This window comes from Amycolatopsis sp. FDAARGOS 1241 (assembly GCF_016889705.1).
In the GTDB taxonomy this organism is placed as follows: Bacteria; Actinomycetota; Actinomycetes; order Mycobacteriales; family Pseudonocardiaceae; genus Amycolatopsis.
Genome location: NZ_CP069526.1, coordinates 8,491,483 through 8,515,065, shown reverse-complemented (window position 1 = coordinate 8,515,065; position 23,583 = coordinate 8,491,483). Strand labels below are relative to the sequence as shown.

The following is a 23,583-nucleotide window of genomic DNA, read 5'->3' as shown; positions in this document are numbered from 1 at the left end:
TGCGGTCCTGCGCGGGAGCGTGTTGCGGGGCGCGTGCACCCTGAAGCTGGATTGTGCCGTGGAGGAGCTTCGGATCGGGGTGCGGGGCAGGGGCTGGGTGCGAGGGTTGTTGCGCGGTTCGGCGGCGCTTGTGTAGGTGGCTTTGCGTCGCCGTTCGAGGTGGTGGGCGGGGCTGGGTGCAGACTTGCTGCGTCGGTGGCTTTGCGTCGCCTTGTGGGGCTGGTTCAGAAGGCCAGGGCGAGGGCGCTCAAGACGGCCCAGGCGAGCATCGCCAAGCCTGTGTCGCGGAGGGCGGGGATGAGTTCGCGGCCCACCTTGCCGCCGCCGACGGCGCGGACGGATTTCAGCAGCATGGGGACCGTGGCCAGGGCGATGAGCTGCAGGGGGTGCCGGATGCCCAGCAGGATGGTGATGACGTAGGGCACAGCCACCAGCGCCAGGTAGAGGCGGCGGGTGCCGGTGTCGCCGAGGCGGGTGGCGAGGGTGCGTTTGCCGGACTCGATGTCGGTGGGGATGTCGCGGAGGTTGTTGGCCGTGAGGACCGCCGTGGAGAAGCAGCCGACCGCCACGGCGCAGCCCAGGCCGGCCCAGCTGACGCGGCCGGCCTGCACGTAGACGGTGCCCAGCACGCCCGCGAGGCCGAAGAACACGAACACGGCGATCTCGCCGAAGCCGTAGTAGCCGTAGGGCTTGCTGCCGCCCGTGTAGAACCACGCGCCGAGGATGCACAGCGCCCCCATGGCCAGCAGCCACCAGAACCCGGTGAGGGCCACGAGCAGCAGGCCAAGCACACCCGCCAGGCCCAGGCACACCAGCGCCGCGGTGAGGACGGACTTCGGGGCGGCTGTGCCGGACCCGACCAGCCGCAGCGGGCCGACGCGCTTCTCGTCGGTGCCGCGGACGCCGTCGGAGTAGTCGTTGGCGTAGTTGACACCGATGATCAGCGCAAGCGCGACCAGCAGCGCCAGCAGCGAACGCCACCACGAGAACGCGTCCAGCGCGACCGCCGCCCCGACCCCGGCGACCACCGGGGCGATCGCGTTGGGCAGCGTCCGCGGACGGGCGCCTTCGATCCACTCACTCACTGTCGCCATGGGCGTTATTCAAACCCATGCGATCTTCACCCGATCAGGAACCCGTGACCTCCCACGTGAGGGTCCCGCTGCTGTCCGGCTCGTCCGCCGACGCGGCCCCCGCGCCGATCACGAGCCCGGTGACCACCGCCACCACCGCCAGCGCTGCCTTCGTCCACGTCTTCATCCCCCGAGGCAACCGCGATCACTGGCACCCTGTCAACGACCCGGGCGGTTTTCGAGCCGTCTGTGCGGCGTTTCAGGAACTCAACCGCGCCTTGACAGCCGATCTGTCGATCTTGCCCGGGCCGCGGAGCGGCAGCTCGCCGGTGAACTCGATCCGCTTCGGCGTGGCCGCGCCGCCCAGCTCGGCCCGTACGGCGGCGCGCAACGCGGCAGGGTCGACCGCGCCCTCCGCCACCACCAGAGCCACCACGGCTTCACCCCACTCTGGCGACGGAACGCCCACCACACACGCGTCGCGCACCCCATCGACCGCGCCGAGGACCTTCTCCACCGAAGCCGCCGACACCTTCACCCCGCCGGTGTTGATGACGTCGTCGGCGCGGCCGAGGACCTCGACGCGGCCGCCGGGCAGCAGCAGCCCGCGGTCCGACGTGCGGAACCAGCCGTCCTGGAACGACTCGGCCGTCAGCTCGGGCGCCAGCCGGTAGCCGTGGGCGAGCACCGGGCCCGAGATGCGCAACCGCTCGGACGCGTCCGGCTCCACCCGCACGCCGTCCAGCGGCACGCCGTCGTAGACGCAGCCGCTGGCTGTCTCGCTCATGCCGTACGAGGGGATGATCCGCACCCCGGCGTCGTGGGCCCGTTCGCGCAGCTTCGGCGACGTCGCGGCGGCCCCCAGCACGATCGCGTCGAAGCCTTGGGCCGCGGCCAGGCCCGCGCCGCCGTCGTCGAGCAGCCGCACGAGCTGGGTCGGCACCAGCGCCGTGTACCGCGGGCCGTCCTCGGCCAGCACGGCCGCGGCGGCCGCGGCGAAGTCGTCGGTCCGGAAGCCCGTGCCGGTGAGGAACGCCGGTTTCGTGCCGGCCAGCCGTGCGCGGACCAGGACCTGCAGGCCGCCGATGTAGTGCGCGGGCGTCGCGAGCAGCCAGTGGCCCGGACCGCCGAGCCGCGCGTGCGTCGCCACGGCCGACGCCGTCAGCGCGCCCGGCGAGATCAGCACGCCTTTCGGGGTCCCGGTGGACCCCGACGTGGCGATGATCACGGCCGTGTCCGGCTCCACCGGGGTGTCCGGCGCCATGGCCTCGAGCAGCGCCGGCGCCGCCGGGTCACCCGCGGACAGCGGAAGCACGGCGTCCCCGCCGTCGAGCGCCGCCGCGACGGCCGAGTCCAGCGCGGACACGGCCTCGGCGCTCCCGTCGAGCCAGACGACCCGCACAAGCCCTCCCGAACGATCAGTAGTAGTACGGGACGTCGGACCAGTCCGGGTCCCGCTTCTGCAGGAACGCGTCGCGGCCTTCCACCGCCTCGTCCTGCATGTACGCCAGGCGCGTGGTCTCACCGGCGAAGAGCTGCTGGCCGACGAGCCCGTCGTCGATCGCGTTGAACGCGTATTTCAGCATGCGCTGCGCCGTCGGCGACTTGCCGACGACGGTCCACGCCCACTCGAGCGCGACGGTCTCCAGCGCAGCGTGGGGGACGACCTCGTTCACCGCGCCCATGTGGTGCATCTGCTCGGCGGTGTAGTCGCGGCCGAGGAAGAAGATTTCACGCGCGAACTTCTGGCCGACCTGGCGCGCGAGGTACGCGGAGCCGTAGCCGGCGTCGAACGAGCCGACGTCGGCGTCGGTCTGCTTGAACCGCGCGTGCTCGGCCGAGGCGAGCGTGAGATCGCACACCACGTGCAGCGAGTGCCCGCCGCCCGCGGCCCATCCGGGCACGACCGCGACCACGGGTTTCGGCATGAACCGGATCAAGCGCTGGACCTCGAGGATGTGCAGCCGGCCCGCGCGCGCAGGGTCGACCGTGTCGGAGGTCTCCCCGCTCGCGTACTGGTATCCGGAGCGTCCGCGAATACGCTGGTCACCGCCGGAGCAGAACGCCCAGCCCCCGTCCTTGGGCGACGGCCCGTTGCCGGTGAGCAGGACACAGCCGACGTCGGAGCTCATCCGGGCGTGGTCGAGGGCGCGGTAGAGCTCGTCGACCGTGTGCGGGCGGAAGGCGTTGCGGACCTCCGGACGGTCGAACGCCACCCGGACCACCCGTTTGCCGGAGCGGCTCTCAGCGGAGCGGTGGTAGGTGATGTCGGTGAAGGCGAAACCTTCGACCTCGGTCCACGCGGAGGGGTCGAACAGCTCGGAAACTCGGGCGTCATCCACGTTTGGGAGAATAGGACCTGTGGACACTTGTGCTGTGGTTGATGCCGCCTCCGCGGGAGGGTGTGCGTCGGCGGTAGACGCACCAGGGGCCCGCCGGTGAACCCGTCGACCGCGCAGGCCAGGGTCATCGTCGACGAACTGGTCCGCAACACCGTGTCCCACGTGGTCCTGTGCCCGGGTTCACGCAACGCGCCGCTGTCGATCGCGCTCTACGACGCCGCCGCGGCCGGCCGCCTCAAGCTGCACGTGCGCATCGACGAGCGCGGCGCGGCGTTCCTGGCGCTCGGCATCGCCGCGCGCACGGGCCGGCCCTCGGCCGTGGTCTGCACCTCCGGCACCGCCGCGGCGAACTTCCACCCGGCCGTGCTCGAGGCCGACCGCGCGGGAGTGCCGCTGATCGTGCTGACGGCCGACCGTCCGCCCGAGCTGCGCGCCGCGGGGGCGAGCCAGGTCATCGAGCAGTACCGGCTCTACGGCGACGCCGTGCGCTACTTCGACGAGCTCGCCGTCGCCGAGCGCCGGGCCGGGCAGAACTCGTACTGGCGCAGCCAGATCTGCCGCGCGTGGAACGCCGCGTACGGCGAATGGCGCAGCGGGCCCGTGCACCTGAACATCCCGTTCCGCGAGCCGCTCGTGCCCGACGTCGGAGATGACGCCGAGTGGTACGAATCCATCGAGGGCCGCGCCGACGGCGAGCGCTGGACGGAGCTGCCGGACTTCGGCGCGTTGCCGTCGTTCGTGGTGCCTTCGGCCCGCCACGGTCTCGTCATCGCGTGCGACACGGGCGTACAGGCGGCCAGCGAGTGGGCTGAACAACACGGCTGGCCCGTGGTGTCGGAGACCGGTGGCCTGGGCCTTTCGGGCACGACCGCGATTTCGTCGGGCGCGTGGCTGCTGGGCGTCGAGGAGTTCATCTCGAAGCACAAGCCGGAGCAGGTCCTGTGCCTCGGCCGCCCCACCGTGTTCCGCCAGGTCGGCAAGGTCCTTTCCGACCCGGCTGTCGAGGTCCTGCTCGTGCGCCCCGACTCGGATTGGCCCGCGCCCGCGCACAACGTCCGCCAGGTCGGCCAGTGGTTCGCCGAGCCCACCAAACCCGCCGACCCGGAGTGGCTCGCCGCCTGGCAACGCGCCGACGCGGCCGCCGCGGCGGCCGTTTCCGCGGCCTTGGTCAGCGAGCCGTGGCCCAACGGCCTGACGGTCGCCGCCGCCTTGATCGACTCCCTGCCCGAAGGTGCCCTGCTCGTGGTGGGCTCCTCCAACCCGACCCGCGACGTCGCCCTGGTCGGTTCCCTGCGCCCCGACGTCCTGGTCCACCGCAACCGCGGCGTGGCCGGCATCGACGGCACCGTGTCCACAGCCCTCGGCGCGGCCACGGTGCACCGCGCGCCCTCGTACGCGCTGCTGGGCGACCTGACCTTCTTGCACGACGCGTCGGGCCTGCTGACCGGGCCCGCGGAGCAACGTCCAGACCTCACCATCGTCGTGCTGAACGACGACGGCGGCGGCATCTTCTCCCTGCTGGAACAGGGGGCGCCCGAGCACGCGGCCAGCTTCGAACGCGTCTTCGGCACCCCGCACGGCGCTGATCTCGGCGCGTTGTGCGCGGGGTACCGCGTGCCCCACACCCTGGCCACGACGGTCGAGGAGTTCCGCGCCGCCCTGGTCCCCGCGCCGGGCCTGCGGGTCGTCGAGGTGCGAGTGGACCGGACCCAGCACCGCGGCCTCCACGCCCGGCTGCGGAAAGCGGTCGCGTCGGCGGTCGGACAGGCCTGAATCAGCTGAGCGCCTCGCGCCAGACGGCTTCATGGCCGTCGAGGTGCTCGGCCGTTTCGCGCCAGTACGCGCCGTCCTCGAGCCAGATGCGGGCCCACGGCCGGCGGTGCGCGTTGGCCTTGAGGAAGTCGTGCATCGCACGAGCGCGGCGGCCCAGCGTTGCCGGGAGCTCTGCCCGCTGACGGTCGTCCGGTCCGTAGCCGTCGGTGAAGGCTCGCAGCCGGGCTGCGGAGTCGGCGAGCCCGCGATCAGCGCGCAGGCCCGCCGTGCTCTGCGCCGCGTACGCCAGGTCCCACACCGTTGACGCCGGGGCCGTGCAGTCCCAGTCGATGAGCACCCAGCCGCGGTCGCCGCGCACCAGGTTCCACGGCGCGACGTCGTTGTGGCACACCAGCTCCTCGCGATCCGGCGGGATGAGCCGGTGCCACACGGCGTCCGGTGGTGGCGTGAACTCGGCGAGCGCGTCGTGCAGTTCACGCAGCATCCGGCCGAGTTCCCGCAGCTCGGCCGGCGCGTAGAGCCCCTGCTCGGCCCCGGTGCTGCCCGGCACGAATTCCAGCACCTGTCGTCCCCGCTCGTCCCGCCCGAGCGCCCGCGGCGAGCCGCGGAACCCGACGTCGTGCAGGTGGGTGAGCACCGCGTCCACCGCGTCGGTCCACGGCCCGGCCGGGCGCCGCACGGTGTCGCCGATGCGGACGACGCCGTCCGTCACGTTGCCGGCCAGCGGAACTTCGGTCATGCGATCGAGTCTGGCGGTCCAGTCAACCGGTAACTGCCGGGGATCTCAGCGGGTAAGAACCGCCCAACGGACGTACCTCGCAACTCCAACCCTGGTTACGTTCGAGCGCGTTCATCACCTTCTGGGAGGAAACGCCAATGCGTGGAAGACGGGCCGGGCTCGGGTTGGTCGCGGCGGGAGTGGTGTCGGTTCTGGTCGCGGGGGCGGCAGGCGCCGCGCCGGGGCACGGGGCGCCCGGCGTGGGGGACCCGTACTACCCCAATGCGGGCAACGGCGGCACCGACGTCCTGCACTACGACATCCGCCTGACCTACCAGCCCGACACCGACCGCCTCGCCGGCACGACGACCCTGCTGCTCACCGCCACGCAGGACCTGTCGCGGTTCGACCTGGACTTCGCGCTGAAAGCCAGGAGCGTGCTCGTCGGCAACGAGGCCGCCGGATTCCGGAACCAGAACGGCAACGGTGAGCTCGTCATCACGCCCGCCCACCCGCTGGCGAAGGGGCAGACCACCACCGTCGTCGTGGCATACGACGACACGCCCTCGGCCGAGACGGTCGACGGGATCCACGGGTGGAAGCACGGCGCGTTCGGCGCGCTGGGCGTCGACGAGCCGCAGAGCGCGCAGTGGTGGTTCCCGTCCAACGACCACCCGACCGACAAGGCCACGTACGACGTCTCGATCGAAGCCCCGGACGGCCTCGCCGCCATCACGAACGGGTCACTCGTCCGCAAGACGCAGTCGCGCGCCGGGTGGACGCGGTGGAACTGGCGGAGCACGAAGCCGCAGGCCACGTACCTGACGTCGTTCATCGTGGGGAAGTACGAGGTGGTCCAGTCGACGACGCCGGACAACAAGCCGTTCATCACGGCCTACGGCGCCGACCTCGGTGACTCGCTCTACGCGGCCAAGGCGAGCGTCGAGCGGACGCCGGAGATCGACGCGTTCCTCGCCACGCAGTTCGGGCCTTACCCGTTCGAGGCGGAGGGCGGCGTGGTCACCAGCGGCATCACGTTCTCCCTCGAGAACCAGACGCGCCCCACATACGGTCTGAAGAACTTCCTCGCCGGTTCCAACACCACGCTCATCGCCCACGAGAACGCCCACCAGTGGTTCGGCGACAACGTTTCGCTCGGCAAGTGGAGCGACATCTGGCTCAACGAGGGCTTCGCGTCCTACGCCGAGTACCTGTGGTCCGAGCACGAGGGCGAGGGCACCACGGCCGAGCTCGCCCAGTACGCCTACGACTCCTATGCCGCCGACGACCCGTTCTGGCAGGTCCTGCCCGGCGATCCGGGTGCGGAGAACCAGTTCGACGGCGCCGTCTACGACCGCGGCGCGATGGCCCTGCAGGCCCTGCGCACGGCTGTCGGCGATGACGCGTTTTTCGCGATTCTGCAGAAGTGGCAGGTGGTGAAGGCCGGTGATCACGGTGTGATCCCGGAGTTCGAGGCGCTGGCCGAGCAGGTGTCGGGCAAGCCGCTGCAGGCGCTGTTCCAGACGTGGCTGTTCACGAAGGGCAAGCCGGCCGTCGGCCCGAACGGTGCCGCTGCGGCCGCGGCCCGGGCGGCACACGCGGTTGAGAAGCCCAAGTCGTACGACCAGATCCGCTCCAACCACCGGATGCTCGCCGCCGCGGGCGAGCGCTGAGGCTCTAAGCTCGCGGTGTGACGGCCAGGAGTGAGCGGGCGAGGCGCATCGGATGGTTTGCCGTCCTCGGTGTCGCCTCGCTCCTCACCGTGCTCTGCGTGAGCCTGCTCTTCGCCGCGATCCGCAACGACAACGCGATCGAAGACCACCTCGGCACCGCCACGGCCACCGTCGAGTCCGTGGGCTTCGACCGCACGATCATCCAGTTCCAGAGCCCGGACGGCATCGTCCACAGCCCGGCCAACGGGGTGCTCTACCCCGCCGGCCTCGCGGCGGGCCAGCTCGTGGCCATCGAGTACGACGTCACGAACCCCGACCGGCTCGCCCGCGTCGCCGGCCGCACCGCGACGCTCACGCTCCTGCCCCTGGGCACCACCATCCTCGTCACGTGGGCCGTCGCCGGCCCCCTCATGTGGTGGCTCCGTCGGCTGCTCAAACGCGACCGGGCTGCTCGGGCGGCCACCGAGGTGCCTGAAGTCACGGCTGCTTGAGTGGCGTCGCGCAGCTCTCGACGCGATCTGCACAGCTCGTGATCAGCTACGCACAGCGTTTGGCGGGACTCGCACGTTTGGTGTTTGCCTTCGCCCAGCCCACGGCTTCCCGTACACAGCCGACGATCAGCCCCCGACACGCCACAACCTGGTCACCACAGCGGGCGACTCCCGCCCGATCGCCGGGTGTCCTCTTGTGCCTGATGCCGCGCAGCCGGTGACCTCGTTCGCGCAGCCGATAGTCGACTCCGCACAGCAAGTGCTGTGCTTCGAACGGTCGGCAGTCTGGTCAGCACGGCCTGCCACCGGGTCTGAACAGCGGTGTGGCCGTGCTCGCACATTCGGTGGCCGGCGCCGCGCAACCGGTGGTGAGGTTCTAACAGCCAGCGGCCGGATCTGAACAGCCATGCTCCGATTCGCGCAGTTGGTGGCGCGGTCCGCACATGGGGCGACCTGAGTCGCGCAGCTGGTGGCCCGGTCCGCACATGGGGCGACGTGATTCGCTCAGTTGGTGGCGCGGTCCGTACGGGGGCGAGCGGATTCGCTCAGCTGGTGGCGCGGTCCGCATCCGCGGCGAGCCCATTCGTGCAGCTGGTGGCGCGGTCCGCACGGACGGCGAGCTCATTCGCTCAGCCGGTGATCAGATCCGCGCCGGCGACGTCCCGACTCGCACCGGCGGCGTCCCGATTCGCACAGCCGCCGCCACAGCTCGCACAGTCGCCGACCGCACAGCCGCCGACCGCGCCCGGTCGGAACGCCCGAACCCGTCTCAGCTCGCGACCGTCGCGGTCTCCTGCCACCAGCGTAAGACCTCGTCGGCGACGCCCGGGGCGGCGACGAGCAGCCCGTCAGTCGGCAGGGCGGTGTCCTCGCCGTGTTTGTCGAGCACCACGGCGCCGGCCTCGATGGCCATGGCGACGGAGCCGGCGACGTCCCACTCGTGGTAGCTGTGCAGCACCGCGGCGGCGGCGTGCCCGAGCGCGACCTGAGCGATCGACAGCGCGGCCGAACCCAGCACCCGCACCCCAGCGTGCGCGGCGGCAGCGCGTTCGATGAACCCGCCCATGCCGGGCCACGGCCCCTTGCGCGCGAGCTCCGTGCAGACGATCGCGCCGGCCGTCACGCGGCGGTCGACCAGCTGGATGGGCTTGCCGTTCGCGCGAGCGCCGCGGCCGCGGGCGGCGGCGTAGATCTGCGCCCGGTACGGGTCGGCGACGACCCCGACGACCGGGCCCGACGCGTCGATCAGGGCGAGGCTGTAGGCGCACCACGGCACGCCGGCGACGTAGTTGGCTGTGCCGTCGACGGAGTCCACGACCCAGCGATACTCGGCGACGTCCGCGCCGTGGTCGGCGCCGAGCTCGTGGCCGACGACCGGGATCCCCGGGAACTCGGCGGTCAGCACCCGCCGGGTGTGCCGCTCGAGGATGCGGTCGGTGTCGGTGACCCAGTCGAACGGGGAGTCCAGGGTCGAGGGGTGGGCGCCGCGGCCTGCCGTCGCGGTGATCACGTCGGTGGCGTCGTTGGCCAGCCGGCCGGCCACCTCGAGAGCCCTCGAGAGCAGCCCCGGCTCCACGGGCTGCGACGGCCTGGAGGACAAGAGGGTCATGCCTGCTTAGTCTGGGCCGTCCTGGTTTCCGGGACACGACCTTGAGGTGACATGTCGTCGCGAATCTGTCGACGGACTGTGTTCCCGTGAACACCACATGCGAGTGTTCGGACACCGTTGGCCCACCTGTCACACGGGATTGGTCCGGTTCGCGCACGCCTTTGCGAAAGTGGCCACGTGCGAGTCGCCATAGTCACCGAAAGTTTCCTGCCCCAGGTGAACGGCGTGACGAACTCCGTGCTGCGGGTCGTCGAGCACCTGGTCGACCGCGCCCACGACGTGCTCGTGGTGGCGCCGGGACCCGGTCCGGAGTCCTACCGCGGCGCCCCGGTCGTCCGCATCCCGGCGTTCGACGTGCCCGGCGTGCACTCGCTGCCGATCGGCCTGCCGACGCGCACCGTGCTCACGGCCCTGACCGGATTCCGGCCCGACGTGGTTCACCTGGCGTCCCCGTTCGTGGTCGGCGCGCGCGGTCTCGCCGCGGCCCGGCGGTTGCGGGTGCCGTCGATCGCCGTCTACCAGACGGACATCGCGGGCTTCGCCACGTCGTACGGTTTCGGCATCGGCGCCCGCGCGGCGTGGCGCTGGGTGCGCCGCGTGCACTCGCGGGCCGACCGGACGCTCGCGCCGTCCAGCGACTCCGTCGAGCAGCTGCGCCTGCACGGCGTGCCCCGCGTGCACCGGTGGGCGCGCGGGGTCGACATCGACCGCTTCTCGCCCGCGCACGCCGACCCCACGCTGCGGGCCGAGCTCGCACCCAACGGCGAACTGCTCGTCGGATTCGTCGGCCGCCTGGCGCCCGAGAAGGAGGTCGAGCGGCTCACCGCGCTGGCCGGCGTGCCCGGCATCCGCGTGGTCGTCGTCGGCGACGGCCCGGAGCTGCCGGTGCTGCGCGAGCGACTCCCGGAGGCCGCGTTCCTCGGTGCGAAGTACGGCGACGAGCTGTCGGTCGCGTACGCGAGCCTCGACGTGTTCGTCCACACCGGACCGCACGAGACGTTCTGCCAGGCCGTGCAGGAAGCCATGGCGTCGGGCCTGCCGGTGCTCGCTCCCGACGCGGGCGGCCCGAAGGACCTCGTGCTGCCCGGCCGCACGGGTTACCTGCTGCCCGCCGAGCGCGAGAGCTTCGGCCGCGCGCTCGTCGAACGCCTCGACGACCTGCGCGACCCGGCGCTGCGGGCGCGCCTGGGGGAGAAGGCGCGCAAGGTCGTGCTGGGGCGCACCTGGCCCGCCGTCTGCCGCGAGCTCGTGGGGCACTACGAGGCGGTGCAGGGCCGGGCCGCGCGCGCGGCCTGAGCGATGCACATCGTCCAGCTGGCGAATTTCTACGGGCCGCGCTCGGGTGGGTTGCGGACCGCGCTGCACCACCTCGGTGCCGGGTATGTCGCCAGTGGACACCGCGTCACCCTGGTCGTGCCGGGCACGCGGTACGCGGTCGAGACGTTGCCGACGGGGGTGCGCCGGTATTCGCTGCCCGCGCCCCGGATCCCGGGCACGGGTGGTTACCGGGCGGTCGACCCGCACCGCGTGCGGGCAGTTCTGCGCCGGCTGGAGCCCGACCGGCTGGAGGTGTCGGACCGCCTGACCCTGCGCGGCATGGGCACCTGGGCCCGCCGGCACGGCGTCCCGAGCACGGTCATCTCCCACGAACGGCTCGACCGGTTGCTGGAGCAGTTCTTCCTGCCCCGGCCGATGGCCCGCTCCGTCGCCGACGTCGCCAACCGCCGCATGGCCGCCAGCTACGACACGGTCGTGTGCACCACGGCCTTCGCCCGCGCGGAGTTCGACCGCATCTCGGTGCCGAACGTCCGGCGGGTCCCCTTGGGTGTCGATCTGTCGACGTTCGCGCCCTCGATGCGCTCGGACTCCTGGCGCCTCTCGCTGGCCGGTGGCGCGGACGCACTCCTTGTCCACTGTGGACGCTTGTCTCCGGAGAAACACGTGGAGCGCAGCGTGGACACCGTGGCGGAGCTCACGGATTCGGGTGCGCGGGTCCGCTTGGTGATCGCGGGGGACGGGCCCCGAAGACGGGCGCTGGAACGCCGGGCCCGCGGCTTGCCGGTCACTTTCCTAGGCTTCCTGTCCGGGCGCGACGAAGTGGCGCGGCTTCTGGCCACAGCTGACGTTTCGCTGGCCCCCGGGCCGCATGAGACCTTCGGGCTGGCCGCCCTGGAGGCGCTCGCCTCGGGCACGCCCGTCGTCGTCTCGGCCTCGTCCGCGCTCCGGGAGATCGTCGGCCCCGGCTGCGGCGCCGCCGTGGACGACCACGCCCCGGCCTTCGCCTCCGCCGTCACGGGCCTCCTGGACAGCCCGGAGGACCTCCGCCGCGCCGCGGCCCGGGCGCGAGCGGAGGAGTTCGCGTGGCCGGAATCGGTGCGCGGGATGCTCGCCGCACTGGGGTGACTCCTGGCTCGGGTTCAGCCTTTACTCGCGCGCGAACGGCCCGCTCGCACCACACCGACGGCACGAGCTGACCCCGCACACCGGTGCTCGGCTCACGACGGGACCGCTGGAGCGCCGGAGCGCGAGTGGACCGCCCGCACCGGGCCGAGCGCGAGTGGGCCCCTGACGCTGTGCCGCTTGTGTGAGTGGGCCGTTCGCGCTTGGTTGGGGCGTGAATGGACCTTTCGTGCCGTGGCCGAAATTTTGGGACCGGTGGCGACGGAGAGCGATTCGACCGCTGACGCCGCGCCGCGTGTTGCTGTGAGACCGTTCGCTTCTGGTTGGCGGCGTGACGGGACCTTTCGTGCCGTGCGTGGCCGGCGGTGGGACCGCCAGCGCCGGGGAGCGAGGGGACCGCTGGTCCCGGCCGGAGCGCGAGTGGACCGCTGACGCCGTGGCGCCTGTGTGAGTGGACCGTTCGCGCCTGGTTGCCGGCCGGGATGGACTTTTCCTGCCCCGCGTGCGGGCGGCGGGACCGTTGCGTCGGGCGGGAGCGGACCGCTGTGTCGCACGGAAGGCGATTGGACTGCTGGCGCGTCGCTGCCTGCGTGGGTGGACCGTTCGTGCGCTGCAGTGGGTGCGAGTGAACCTGCGGTGCCCACGAGCTGTGAGCAGGGGACCGGGCGAGCCGATCCCGGCCGCGAGTGGACTGCTTGGTCAGCGTCCGCACCCGCGCGCGAAGGCGCCGCTCGCGCCGACTCCCGTGCGCGAGGGCACCGTTCGCCCCCATCCGACGGCGTGGCGGGATCGCTCACCCGATCCGACCGCGGAGGGGACGGTCGCCCGATTCGACCGCGCAGGGGACCGCTCGTCCCCATCCGACGGCGTGGCGGGACCGCTCGCCCCGACCCGACCGGGTGGCGGGACCGCTCGTCCCCATCCGACGGCGTGGCGGGACCGCTCGCCCCGACCTGACCGCGTGGGGGGCACCGTTCGGCCCCATCCGACCGCGTGGCAGGCCCGCCTGCCCCGATCCGACTGTCTGACGGGACCGCTCGCGCACGCCGCCCGCGACCGACCCCCGACCGACCCTTGGCCAGCCAACCGCGACACCCCACCTGACCAGCACCCCGGCGACCCTCGAACGCAACCCCCGCCCGAGGTGTCTAGATTCGACGCATGCCCCGCGCAAGCCTGGACAAGGATCCGCACGAAGTCGCCGCCATGTTCGATGGTGTGGCGTCCGGGTACGACCGGGCGAATTCGTTCATGACGTTCGGGTTCGACCGGCGGTGGAGGACCACCACGGCGCGCGTGCTGGACGCCAAGCCGGGCGAACAGGTGCTCGACCTGGCGGCCGGGACGGGCGTGTCGACGGTCGAGTACGCGCGCAACGGCGCGTACTGCGTCGCAGCCGACTTTTCGCTCGGCATGCTCAGGGCGGGCCTGCGGCGGAAGCTGCCCATGGTGGCCGCCGATGCGCTGCACCTGCCGTTCAAAGACGGTTCCTTCGACGCGGTCACGATCTCGCTCGCGTTGCGCAACTTCGTCGACACCAAGGCGGCACTCGCCGAAATACTGCGGGTGGTCAAGCCGGGCGGCCGGCTTGTGATCTGCGAGGTGTCGACGCCCACATTCGCGCCCGTCCGGTTCGTGTACCGGCGCTTCATCCTCAAGCTGCTCACCTGGGTGGGCAGCCGGTCCTCGACCAACCCTGAGGCGTACTCCTACCTGGCCGAATCGATGCTCGCGTGGCCCGACCAGCGGGCGCTGGGCGAGATCATCGCGAGCGCCGGCTGGACCGAGGTGGAATGGCTGAACCTCACCTTCGGGGTCGTCGCCATCCACCGGGCCAAGAAGCCGGCCTCCCCACCGCCGCCCTCCACGGAGTAGCGCCGCCACGCTGTATTTTTGACAGCATGACGATCACCCGCCGCAACCCCGACCACGACGCCGACGTCATCGTGGTCGGCGCCGGACCGGCCGGCTCCACCGCGGCCACCTACCTCGCGCGCGCGGGTGTCGACGTGCTGCTGCTGGAGAAGACCGAGTTCCCCCGCGAGAAGGTCTGCGGCGACGGCCTCACGCCCCGCGGCGTCAAGCAACTCATCGACCTCGGCCTCGACACGAGCGAGGGCGCGGGCTGGGTCCACAACCGCGGGCTGCGCATCATCACGGGCGACCTCACGCTCGAACTCGACTGGCCCGACCTCACCAGCTACCCGCCCTACGGTGTCGCCCGCACGCGCCAGGACTTCGACGACCTGCTGGCCAAGACGGCCGTCAAGGCGGGCGCGCGGCTGTACGAGCGCACCACCGTCACCGGTGCCATCACCAACTCCGCCGGCCGCGTCGTCGGCGTCGAAGCCAAGGTCGGGCCCGAAAAGACGCCGGTCAGCTACCGCGCGCCGCTCGTGCTGGCCTGCGACGGGGTGTCCGCGCGGCTCGCGCTGAGTGTCGGGATCGAGAAGAACGAGAAGCGCCCCATGGGCGTCGCCGTGCGGCGGTACTACAAGAGCCCGCGCCACGATGAGCCGTTCATCGAGGGCCACCTCGAGCTGTGGGACCGCTCGGACCCGCGCGACCCCAAGCTGCTGCCTGGTTACGGCTGGGCGTTCCCGCTCGGCGACGGCACCGTCAACGTCGGGCTCGGCATGCTTTCCACGTCCGGCTCGTTCCGCAACACCGACTACCGCGCGCTGCTGCGCCAGTGGCTCGACGGCACGCCCGAGGAGTGGGGCTACCGCGAGGAGAACGCCATCGGCAAGGTCGGCGGCGCCGGCCTGCCCATGGGCTTCAACCGCACCCCGCACTACCGCGACGGCCTGCTGCTGCTCGGCGACGCCGGCGGCATGGTGAGCCCGTTCAACGGCGAAGGCATCTCCGCGGCCATGGAGTCCGCGCAGCTCGCGGCGGAGGTCGTGGTGCAGGCGCTGGCCCGCCGCGAAGGGCCGTCGCGCGAGCGCGCGCTCGAGGGCTACCCGCGCGCGGTCGGCGAGCTGATGGGCGGCTACTACCGGCTCGGCAACGTCTTCGCGAAGCTCATCGGCAACCCGAAGGTCATGCACGTGTGCACCAAGTACGGGCTGCGGATCAACAAGATCCTTCCGTTGGTGTACAAGGGACTTTCCGGCTGCTACGACGCCAAGGGCGGCGACGGCGTCGACCGCCTCATCGCTGCTCTCGCGCGGGTCACCCCCAGCCCCCGCTGAGGCCGCGCCACACTTCTGGAACACCCCGGGACCGTCCCGTGAGGCGGTGCCGGAATACCCGGCTGGAGCAATGGTTGCCCGGCCGGTCAGGTGGGATACGTCACAAGATCACGTCCGGATTGTCCGCCCGTTACCCACCTGAGGAACCCTTTACCGCTGGTCCCGCGACTGCGGCCGGCGCTGCCCCGTCCTGGCCGGGCGGTCAAGTTAGGTAAGCCTTATACCACGGCCCCTAGCGACACCGGTGTGAGTCGAGTCCTACACTCCCCCCATGCTTGTGAATCGCTTCACATCCACGACGAGTGGCTTGTGAACTATTTCACAAGCTACCCGCGGCCCGGCCACGGGCCGTAAGGGTGCCCTGACCCTCGGCGGTGTGACCCAGCTCCCTTAGGGTGCCGTCGAGGAAGCGGACCACCACCCGAGAAGCAACCCGCAGCGGCGCGGAAAGGATGGCGAAGACCCCGTGCTGATGTTGCCCGTGCTGGCGCAGGCCGACCCCAGTGGAGCTGCGGCCGCGCCCGGCCTGAAGGTGTACCTGCCGCTCGTCCTGTTGTTCGTGCTGGCGGCCGCGTTCGCCACGTTCTCCGTGCTCCTGGGTCCGCTCGTCGGCCCGAGCCGGTACAACAAGGCCAAGCTCTCGGCCTACGAATGCGGGATCGAGCCTTCGCCGCAGCCGCTCGTCGGTGGCGGTCGCATGCCGGTGGCGTACTACATCACGGCCATGCTCTTCATCCTGTTCGACATCGAGATGGTGTTCCTCTACCCGTTCGCCGTGAACGCGAACGCGCTCGGTGTGTTCGGCCTGGTGGAGATCGTGCTGTTCATCGTTACGGTCGGGTTCGCGTACGCCTACGTGTGGCGGCGCGGCGGCCTGGATTGGAACTAGAAGACCATGGGCCTCGAAGAGAAACTCCCCAACGGCATCCTGCTGGCCAGCCTCGAGGGCCTGGTCAACTGGGCGCGCAAGAACTCGCTGTGGCCCGCCACGTTCGGCCTCGCGTGCTGCGCGATCGAGATGATGACGGTCGGCGGTTCCCGCTACGACATCGCCCGCTTCGGCATGGAGCGCTTCAGCGCGACCCCGCGGCAGGCCGACCTGATGATCGTGGCCGGCCGCGTGACGCAGAAGATGGCTCCGGTCCTGCGCCAGATCTACGACCAGATGGCCGAGCCGCGCTGGGTGCTGGCGATGGGGGTGTGCGCCTCCTCCGGCGGCATGTTCAACAACTACGCCGTGGTGCAGGGCGTCGACCACGTGGTGCCGGTCGACATGTACCTCCCCGGCTGCCCGCCGCGCCCGGAGATGCTGCTCGACGCGATCCTCAAGCTGCACGCGAAGATCCAGGACGAGCCGATCAACGCCCGCCGCGCCGCCATCCGCGCGGCCAGCGGCGCGCGCACTGAGCTGATCCCGTCGTCGATCAAGTACGCGAAGAAGTGAGCCCGGTGGCTGAGAACCCCGAGAACCCCGAAACCCCCGGCAAGCCCGAAACGGGCGGTGAGCAGTCCAGCGCCGAACGGCCCGCGGGCGGCCTCGAACCGCACGGCACCGAACCCGCCGCGCCGGCCGAACCCGTCGTCGCGGGTCGCGTCCGCAAGGGCATGTTCGGCGTCACCGGCAGCGGTGACACCTCCGGTTACGGCGGCGTGCGGCTGCCCGCCTACAGCCCGGCGCCGGCGGAGCGCCCGTACGGCGGCTGGTTCGACGAATTCGCCGACGAGTTCCTCGCGGCGCTGGCGGACAACAAGATCCCGCCGTCGGCGATCCTGCAGACCACGGTCCACCACGGTGAGATCACGTTCTACGTCGACCGCGCCCACCTCGTCGACGTCGCCCGCGTGCTGCGCGACGACGCCGGCCTGAGGTTCGAGCTGCTGTCGTCGGTGTCCGGAGTGGACTACGGCGTGGACGTGCCGCAGCGGCTGCACTCCGTCTACCACTTCACGTCGATGACCTACCGGCGCCGCATCCGGCTGGAGGTCACCCTCGACGTCGAGGACCCGCACCTGCCCTCGCTCGTCGGGCTCTACCCGACGGCCGACTGGCAGGAGCGCGAGACCTACGACATGTTCGGCATCGTCTACGACGGCCACCCGGCGCTGACGCGGATCCTCATGCCGGACGACTGGGACGGCTTCCCCCAGCGCAAGGACTACCCGCTCGGCGGGATCCCGGTCGAATACAAGGGTGCGGAAATCCCGCCGCCCGACCAGCGGAGGTCGTACTCGTGAGCACCGGGAACCTGCCGCGTCGGGCGCGGAAATCCCGACTCTGCCAGCACCAGCGGAGGTCTTACTCGTGACTACCAGCGAGAACCTTTCGGACGTCACCACCGGCACCGACACGTCCGCCGAAGGCGCCGAGAGCTTCGAGTACGCCGACTCGCGCGACACCACCGAGGGCCGCGTCTACACCGTGTCCGGCGGCGACTGGGACGACGTCGTCTCCGACGCCCAGCATGACGAGCGCATGGTCATCAACATGGGCCCGCAGCACCCGTCGACGCACGGTGTGCTCCGGCTCGTGCTGGAGATGGAGGGCGAGACCGTCACGCAGCTGCGGTCGGTCATCGGCTACCTGCACACCGGCATCGAGAAGAACTGCGAGTTCCGCACCTGGACCCAGGGCGTCACGTTCGTGACGCGCATGGACTACCTCGCGCCGCTGTCCACGGAGATGGCCTACTGCCTCGGCGTCGAGAAGCTGCTGGGCGTCCAGGCCCCGCCGCGCGCGGAGCTGCTGCGCGTGATGCTGCTGGAGATCAACCGCATCGGCTCGCACCTCGTCTACATCGCCACCGGCGGCATGGAGCTCGGCGCCACCACGGCCATGACGCTCGGATTCCGCGAGCGCGAAGAGGTGCTGCACCTGCTCGAGTTCCTCACCGGCCTGCGCATGAACCACGCGTTCATCCGCCCCGGCGGCCTCGCGCAGGACATGCCGGAGGGCTTCGAGGAGAAGGTCACCGAGTTCGTCAAGGTGATGGACAAGCGCCTTCCCCTGTACGACAAGCTGTTCACCGGCCAGCCGATCTGGCGCAACCGCCTCAAGGGCGTGGGCGTGCTGCCCGTGGACGCGTGCCTTGCGCTCGGCGTCACCGGCCCGATCCTGCGCTCGGCGGGCCTGCCCTGGGACCTGCGCAAGACAGAGCCCTACTCGCGCTACGACGAGTTCGAATTCGACATCCCGACCTCGACCGACGCCGACTGCTGGGCGCGCTACCTCATCCGCGTCGAGGAGATGCACCAGAGCCTGCGGATCATCAAGCAGGTCCTGAAGAAACTCGAACCGGGCCCGGTCATGGTCGAGGACAAGAAGATCGCGTGGCCCGCGCAGCTGTCCATCGGCAGCGACGGCATGGGCAACTCGCTCGAGCACGTCAAGAAGATCATGGGTCAGTCGATGGAGTCGCTGATCCACCACTTCAAGCTCGTCACCGAGGGCTTCCGCGTGCCGGCGGGCCAGGTCTACTCGCCGGTCGAATCGCCGCGCGGCGAGATCGGCGCGCACCTGGTGTCCGACGGCGGCACCCGGCCGCTGCGGGTGCACATGCGCGAGCCCAGTTTCGTGAACCTGCAGTCGATGCCCGCGATGGCCGAAGGCGGGCTGGTGGCCGACGTGATCGCCGCGGTCGCCTCGATCGACCCGGTGATGGGGGGAGTGGACCGATGACGTACTCGACTGCGACGCCCGAGCCGGGGCCGCGGCACGCGAAGGAGACGCACGCCGCCGCGGGTGGCGACACCGATGTCGTCGCCATCGCGCCGGACCCGGCCGCGGCGGCGGGCATCCTCGCCGACAACCCGCCGGTGGACGTCTTCGAAGAGGACATCCACACGAAGGCCGAGGAGATCATCGCGCGCTACCCGGTGGCGCGCTCGGCGCTGCTGCCGATGCTGCACCTCGTGCAGTCGGTGCAGGGGTTCGTGAGCCAGGAGGGCATCGCCTTCTGCGCCAAGCACCTCGACCTCACCGACGCCGAGGTCAGCGCGGTCGCGACGTTCTACACCATGTACAAGCGCCGCCCGTGCGGCGAGCACCTGGTGAGCGTCTGCACCAACACGCTGTGCGCGGCGATGGGCGGCGAGGCCATCTACAAGAAGCTCCAGACGCACCTCGGTTCCGCCGACGCGCCGCTGGGCCACGAGGAGACGGCGGGCACGCCGAACGAGCCGGGCTCGATCACCCTCGAGCACGCCGAGTGCCTCGCGGCCTGCGACCTCGCGCCGGTCATCCAGGTCAACTACGAGTACTTCGACAACCAGACGCCGGAGAAGGCCGTCGCGCTGGTCGACGCGTTGCAGGCGGGCAAGAAGCCGGCTCCGACGCGCGGTGCGCCGCTGACGAACTTCAAGGGCGCGGAGCTGCAGCTGGCCGGGTTCTTCCCGGAGGACGAGCAGACCTACCGCGGGGACGTCGACGGGCCGTCGCAGGCCGTCGAAACCCTTCGGGGCGCGCAGATCGCGGCCGACCGCGGGTGGACCGCCCCGGCGACGCAGGATGTCCCACTGCCGGAACTGGAGAAGAAGTAGATGCCTGATCCCATCACTCCGGTCCTCACGAAGCGCTGGCTGTCGCCCAACTCCTGGCGCATCGAGACCTACGAGCAGCTCGAGGGCTACACCGCCGCGCGCAAGGCGCTCGCCGGCACCCCCGAGCAGCTGGTGCAGCTGGTGAAGGCCTCCGGCCTGCGCGGCCGCGGCGGCGCGGGCTTCCCGGCCGGCGTCAAGTGGTCGTTCATGCCGCCGAACTTCGACAAGCCGCACTACCTGGTGATCAACGCCGACGAGGGCGAACCGGGTACCTGCAAGGACATCCCGCTGATGATGGCCGACCCGCACTCGCTCATCGAGGGCTGCATCATCGCCTCGTACGCGATGCGGTCGAACCACTGCTTCATCTACGTGCGCGGTGAGGCCCTGCACTGCATCCGCCGGCTCAACGCGGCCGCGCGGGAGGCGTACGCGAAGGGCTACCTCGGCAAGAACATCTTCGGCACCGGTTACGACCTCGAGCTGACCGTGCACGCCGGTGCCGGCGCGTACATCTGCGGCGAGGAGACAGCGCTGCTCGACTCGCTCGAGGGCCGCCGCGGCCAGCCGCGCCTCAAACCGCCGTTCCCGGCGGCCGCCGGCCTCTACGCCGCGCCGACCACGGTGAACAACGTCGAGACCATCGCCAGCGCGCCGTTCATCGTCAACGCCGGTTCGGACTGGTTCCGCGAAATGGGCCGCGAGAAGTCGCCCGGCCCGAAGATCTACTCGATCTCCGGCCACGTCGAGAAGCCCGGCCAGTACGAGTGCCCGCTCGGCACCACGCTGCGCGAGCTGCTCGAACTCGCCGGCGGCATGAAGGACGGGATCCCGCTCAAGTTCTGGACGCCGGGTGGCTCGTCCACGCCGATGTTCACCGCCGAGCACCTCGACATCCCGCTCGACTTCGAAGGCGCCGCCGAGGCCGGCTCGATGCTCGGCACCACCGCGGTGCAGGTCTTCAACGAGACCGTGTCCGTGCCGTGGGCCGTGATGAAGTGGACGCAGTTCTACGAGCACGAGTCCTGCGGCAAGTGCACGCCGTGCCGCGAGGGCACGTACTGGCTCGCGCAGATCCTGGAGCGCATGGTCGAGGGCCACGGCACCGCCGAGGACATCGACACGCTGCTGGACGTCTGCGACAACATCCTCGGCCGCTCGTTCTGCGCGCTGGGCGACGGCGCCGTGTCGCCGATCCAGAGCGGGATCAAGTACTTCCGCCAGGAGTTCCTCGACCTGTGCGAGAAGAACAAGGCCGCCCAGCCCGAACTGGTGGGAGCTCAGGCATGACGATCGCGCCCGACAAACCAGCGACCGAAGAGACCCCGGTCCCCGAGGGTCACGTCAAGCTGATCATCGACGGCGAAGAGGTCATCGCACCCAAGGGCGAGCTGTTGATCCGCACCGCCGAGCGGCTCGGCACGGTCATCCCGCGATTCTGCGACCACCCGCTGCTCGACCCGGCCGGCGCCTGCCGCCAGTGCCTCGTCGAGGTGGAGATGGGTGGCAGGCCGATGCCGAAGCCGCAGGCGTCCTGCACGATGACGGTCGCCGACGGCATGGTCGTGAAGACGCAGCTCACCTCGCCCGTCGCCGACAAGGCGCAGCAGGGCGTGATGGAGCTGCTGCTCATCAACCACCCGCTCGACTGCCCGATCTGCGACAAGGGCGGCGAGTGCCCGCTGCAGAACCAGGCGCTGGCCCACGGCCGCACCGATTCGCGCTTCGTGGACACCAAGCGCACGTTCCCGAAGCCGCTGCCGATCTCGGCGCAGGTGCTGCTGGACCGCGAGCGCTGCGTGCTCTGCCAGCGCTGCACGCGGTTCTCGGCGCAGGTCGCCGGCGACCCGTTCATCGAGCTGCTCGAACGCGGCGCGCATCAGCAGATCGGTACCGCCGAGACGGCCGACGTGCTGGACCTGGCTTCGCGCACGACCTCGGGTGAGCCGTTCCAGAGCTACTTCTCCGGCAACGTCATCCAGATCTGCCCGGTGGGCGCGCTCACGAGCGCCGCGTACCGGTTCCGGTCACGCCCGTTCGACCTGGTGTCGGCGCCGAGCGTGTGCGAGCACTGCTCGTCGGGCTGCGCCGAGCGCACGGACTTCCGCCGCGGCAAGGTGCAGCGCAAGCTCGCGGGCGAGGACCCGGAGGTCAACGAGGAGTGGCTCTGCGACAAGGGCCGCTTCGCCTTCCGCTACGTGCAGGCCGACGACCGCATCCGCCGCCCGCTCGTGCGCAATGAGGACGGCGTGCTGGAGGAGGCCTCCTGGACCGACGCGCTGCGCGCCGCGGCCGCCGGGCTCGAAAAGGCCCGCGACGGCAAGGGCGTCGGGGTGCTCACCGGCGGCCGGCTGACCGTCGAGGACGCCTACGCGTACTCGAAGTTCGCCCGGCTCGCCCTGCGCACCAACGACATCGACTTCCGCGCCCGCGCGCACTCGGCCGAGGAGCTCGCGTTCCTCACCTCGTCGGTGGTCGCGACGACGCCGGAGACCGGCGTGACCTTCGGGGAGCTCGAAAAGGCCCGCACCGTCCTGTGCGTCGCCTTCGAACCGGAGGACGAAGCGCCGATCGTGTTCCTGCGGCTGCGCAAGGCAGCCCGCAAGAACCGCACCCGCGTGGTCCACTTGGGACAGTGGACGACCTCGTCGGTGCGCAAGACCTTCGGCGAGCTGCTGGCCTGCGTGCCGGGCGGCGAGGCCGCGGCGGTCGACGGCATCGCGCAGCACGCGGCCGACCTGGACGAGGCGCTGAGCGCCGGCGGCGCCGTGGTCCTCGTCGGCGAACGCGCCGCCGAGGTTCCCGGGCTGTTCTCCTCGCTGCGGGCGCTGGCCGAGCGCACGGGCGCGCGGCTCGCGTGGATCCCGCGGCGGGCGGGCGAACGCGGCGCACTGGCCACCGGCTGCGCGCCGACGCTGCTGCCGGGCGGCCGGTCGGTGTCCGACGACACCGCTCGCGCCGAGGTGGCGAAGCGCTGGGGCGCCGAGCTTCCGGCGCAGCCGGGCCGCGACACCACGGGCATCCTGCGGGCCGCCTCCGGCGGTGAGCTCGACGGGCTGGTCGTCGGCGGCGTCGACCCGAACGACCTGCCCGACCCGGACCTGGCGCGCCGCGCGCTCGACAACGCCGGCTTCATCGTGAGCCTGGAATTGCGGGCGAGCGAGGTCACCGAGCGGGCGGACGTGGTCCTGCCGGTTGCGCCGTCGGTCGAGAAGGCGGGCAGCTACCTCAACTGGGAGGGCCGCCGCCGCGAGTTCGACATCACGCTCGAGGGCACCGGTGCCCTGACCGACGGCCGGGTGCTCGACACCCTCGCCGTCGAGATGGACGTGGACCTGTTCACGCAGACGCCGGCCGCCGCGGCGGGTGATTTCGCGAAGCTCGGCCAGGGCACCGCGAGCTGGGGCCACGTCGTCACCGGAGCGCAGGCCGCGCCGGTACCGGGTACCGGCGAGGCCGTGCTCGCCACCTGGCGGCAGCTGATCGACAACGGCTCGCTGCAGGACGGCGAACCGCACCTCAAGGGCACGCAGCGCAAGCCCGTGGCGCGGTTGTCGGCGAAGACCGCGGAAGGCCTCGGCGCCACGGTCCGCGTCGAAACCGAGCGCGGCTCGATCACGCTGCCCGTCGAGGTCGCCGACCTGCCCGACGGGGTCGTGTGGCTCCCGGGCAACTCCGACGGTTCCGCCGTCCGCGCCGCACTGGCCGCGGGCCACGGCGCGCTGGTGCAGATCTCCGGAGGTGAACAGTGAGCCCGCAGCTCACGCCGTTCCT

At 71.2% G+C, this 23,583-nt stretch carries 20 protein-coding genes; 14 read left to right on the top strand and 6 right to left on the bottom strand.

Going from position 1 to position 23,583, the window contains the following annotated elements; genetic code table 11:
* Positions 1 to 224 precede the first annotated feature (224 nt).
* The 4 genes from I6J71_RS41235 to I6J71_RS41225 all read right to left on the bottom strand — a co-directional run bounded on the left by I6J71_RS41235 (position 225) and on the right by I6J71_RS41225 (position 3,415).
* Entirely contained in the window at positions 225 to 1,094 is an 870-nt protein-coding gene (locus tag I6J71_RS41235) for a 1,4-dihydroxy-2-naphthoate polyprenyltransferase (RefSeq protein ID WP_204091801.1), read from the bottom strand.
* Positions 1,095 to 1,128: 34 nt separating this feature from the next.
* Positions 1,129 to 1,260 (bottom strand): hypothetical protein, encoded by a 132-nt coding sequence (locus I6J71_RS50070; protein WP_255570657.1) that lies wholly within the window; start codon positions 1,258 to 1,260, stop codon positions 1,129 to 1,131.
* A 72-nt stretch (positions 1,261 to 1,332) separates the two neighbouring features.
* Positions 1,333 to 2,475, bottom strand: coding sequence for an o-succinylbenzoate--CoA ligase (gene menE, locus I6J71_RS41230; RefSeq protein WP_204091800.1), 1,143 nt, complete (start codon positions 2,473 to 2,475; stop codon positions 1,333 to 1,335).
* 16 nt (positions 2,476 to 2,491) lie between these two features.
* Positions 2,492 to 3,415 (bottom strand): 1,4-dihydroxy-2-naphthoyl-CoA synthase, encoded by a 924-nt coding sequence (locus tag I6J71_RS41225; protein ID WP_204091799.1) that lies wholly within the window; start codon positions 3,413 to 3,415, stop codon positions 2,492 to 2,494.
* Between the two features lie 96 nt (positions 3,416 to 3,511).
* Here I6J71_RS41225 and menD point away from each other — a divergent pair, with 96 nt between their 5' ends.
* Positions 3,512 to 5,188 (top strand): 2-succinyl-5-enolpyruvyl-6-hydroxy-3-cyclohexene-1-carboxylic-acid synthase, encoded by a 1,677-nt coding sequence (gene menD, locus I6J71_RS41220; protein WP_204091798.1) that lies wholly within the window; start codon positions 3,512 to 3,514, stop codon positions 5,186 to 5,188.
* 1 nt (position 5,189) lies between these two features.
* On the opposite strand, the gene I6J71_RS41215 is transcribed toward menD, so the two are convergent.
* A complete protein-coding gene (locus tag I6J71_RS41215) occupies positions 5,190 to 5,927 on the bottom strand; it encodes a phosphotransferase enzyme family protein (RefSeq protein WP_204091797.1) in 738 nt (245 codons plus the stop codon).
* A 137-nt stretch (positions 5,928 to 6,064) separates the two neighbouring features.
* On the opposite strand from I6J71_RS41215, the gene I6J71_RS41210 reads away from it, so the two are divergent.
* Positions 6,065 to 7,579 (top strand): M1 family metallopeptidase, encoded by a 1,515-nt coding sequence (locus I6J71_RS41210; RefSeq protein ID WP_204091796.1) that lies wholly within the window; start codon positions 6,065 to 6,067, stop codon positions 7,577 to 7,579.
* Between the two features lie 17 nt (positions 7,580 to 7,596).
* Positions 7,597 to 8,070, top strand: a complete 474-nt coding sequence (locus I6J71_RS41205; protein ID WP_204091795.1) for a DUF3592 domain-containing protein — start codon at positions 7,597 to 7,599, stop codon at positions 8,068 to 8,070.
* Positions 8,071 to 8,839: 769 nt separating this feature from the next.
* Here I6J71_RS41205 and I6J71_RS41200 read toward each other — a convergent pair.
* The gene (locus tag I6J71_RS41200; protein ID WP_204091794.1) at positions 8,840 to 9,679 is read right to left on the bottom strand and encodes an inositol monophosphatase; all 840 of its coding nucleotides are present in this window, start codon (positions 9,677 to 9,679) and stop codon (positions 8,840 to 8,842) included.
* A 177-nt stretch (positions 9,680 to 9,856) separates the two neighbouring features.
* Here I6J71_RS41200 and I6J71_RS41195 point away from each other — a divergent pair, with 177 nt between their 5' ends.
* From I6J71_RS41195 to I6J71_RS41145, 11 genes are all read left to right on the top strand, one after another.
* Positions 9,857 to 10,975 (top strand): glycosyltransferase family 1 protein, encoded by a 1,119-nt coding sequence (locus I6J71_RS41195; RefSeq protein WP_204091793.1) that lies wholly within the window; start codon positions 9,857 to 9,859, stop codon positions 10,973 to 10,975.
* 3 nt (positions 10,976 to 10,978) lie between these two features.
* Positions 10,979 to 12,082, top strand: a complete 1,104-nt coding sequence (locus I6J71_RS41190) for a glycosyltransferase (protein WP_204091792.1) — start codon at positions 10,979 to 10,981, stop codon at positions 12,080 to 12,082.
* Positions 12,083 to 13,240: 1,158 nt separating this feature from the next.
* On the top strand, positions 13,241 to 13,954 hold the full coding sequence (locus I6J71_RS41185; RefSeq protein ID WP_204091791.1) for a demethylmenaquinone methyltransferase: 714 nt from the start codon (positions 13,241 to 13,243) through the stop codon (positions 13,952 to 13,954).
* A gap of 26 nt (positions 13,955 to 13,980) precedes the next feature.
* On the top strand, positions 13,981 to 15,273 hold the full coding sequence (locus I6J71_RS41180) for a geranylgeranyl reductase family protein (RefSeq protein ID WP_204091790.1): 1,293 nt from the start codon (positions 13,981 to 13,983) through the stop codon (positions 15,271 to 15,273).
* Between the two features lie 472 nt (positions 15,274 to 15,745).
* Positions 15,746 to 16,162: an NADH-quinone oxidoreductase subunit A gene (locus I6J71_RS41175; RefSeq protein ID WP_204097501.1), complete on the top strand. Its 417-nt coding sequence runs from the start codon at positions 15,746 to 15,748 to the stop codon at positions 16,160 to 16,162.
* Positions 16,163 to 16,168: 6 nt separating this feature from the next.
* On the top strand, positions 16,169 to 16,717 hold the full coding sequence (locus I6J71_RS41170) for an NADH-quinone oxidoreductase subunit B family protein (protein WP_204091789.1): 549 nt from the start codon (positions 16,169 to 16,171) through the stop codon (positions 16,715 to 16,717).
* The gene (locus tag I6J71_RS41165) at positions 16,714 to 17,508 is read left to right on the top strand and encodes an NADH-quinone oxidoreductase subunit C (protein ID WP_204091788.1); all 795 of its coding nucleotides are present in this window, start codon (positions 16,714 to 16,716) and stop codon (positions 17,506 to 17,508) included. Before I6J71_RS41170 ends, I6J71_RS41165 begins: the two co-directional genes overlap by 4 nt.
* Before the next feature lie 67 nt (positions 17,509 to 17,575).
* Complete coding sequence (locus I6J71_RS41160; RefSeq protein ID WP_204091787.1) at positions 17,576 to 18,949, top strand: NADH-quinone oxidoreductase subunit D; 1,374 nt, start codon at positions 17,576 to 17,578, stop codon at positions 18,947 to 18,949.
* Entirely contained in the window at positions 18,946 to 19,809 is an 864-nt protein-coding gene (gene nuoE, locus I6J71_RS41155; RefSeq protein ID WP_204091786.1) for an NADH-quinone oxidoreductase subunit NuoE, read from the top strand. The genes I6J71_RS41160 and nuoE overlap by 4 nt, the downstream gene beginning before the upstream one ends.
* Positions 19,810 to 21,099 (top strand): NADH-quinone oxidoreductase subunit NuoF, encoded by a 1,290-nt coding sequence (gene nuoF / locus I6J71_RS41150; RefSeq protein WP_204091785.1) that lies wholly within the window; start codon positions 19,810 to 19,812, stop codon positions 21,097 to 21,099. It abuts the gene before it with no gap.
* Entirely contained in the window at positions 21,096 to 23,561 is a 2,466-nt protein-coding gene (locus I6J71_RS41145; protein ID WP_204091784.1) for an NADH-quinone oxidoreductase subunit G, read from the top strand. The genes nuoF and I6J71_RS41145 overlap by 4 nt, the downstream gene beginning before the upstream one ends.
* The last annotated feature ends 22 nt before the right edge of the window (positions 23,562 to 23,583 follow it).